1 protein-coding gene is annotated in these 387 nt (G+C 70.3%); it reads left to right on the forward strand.

Going from position 1 to position 387, the window contains the following annotated elements:
• The first annotated feature begins 19 nt into the window (after positions 1–19).
• Positions 20–271: a type B 50S ribosomal protein L31 gene (locus tag LCD31_RS28815; protein ID WP_224963330.1), complete on the forward strand. Its 252-nt coding sequence runs from the start codon at positions 20–22 to the stop codon at positions 269–271.
• Positions 272–387: the final 116 nt, after the last annotated feature.

A 387-nucleotide genomic window follows, 5' to 3' on the forward strand; every position in this document is an offset into this window, starting at 1 on the left:
ACCAGCACAGGAGGAGATCGTGAAACCGAACATCCATCCCGAGTACGGCCCCGTCGTGTTCCAGGACCGCTCCACCGGCACCCGGTTCCTGACCCGCTCCACCGCCACCTCGGAGGACACCGTCACCTGGGAGGACGGGCAGAACTACCCGCTGATCGTCGTCGACATCACCGCCGACTCGCACCCGTTCTGGACCGGCAACCAGCGGGTGCTCGACAGCGAGGGCCGCGTCGAGAAGTTCCGGCGCCGCTACGGCGACCGCCGCCGCTGAACCCGGCACCGCTGGACCCGGCACCGCTGGACCCGTGCCCGCCGAATCCCGGCGCCGCTGGACCCGGCACCGCCGAACCCCGGCACCACCTGATCGAGGAGGAAGAACCGCATGGC

Source organism: Saccharopolyspora sp. 6M, from assembly GCF_020176775.1.
Classification (GTDB): Bacteria; Actinomycetota; Actinomycetes; order Mycobacteriales; family Pseudonocardiaceae; genus Saccharopolyspora_C; species Saccharopolyspora_C gregorii.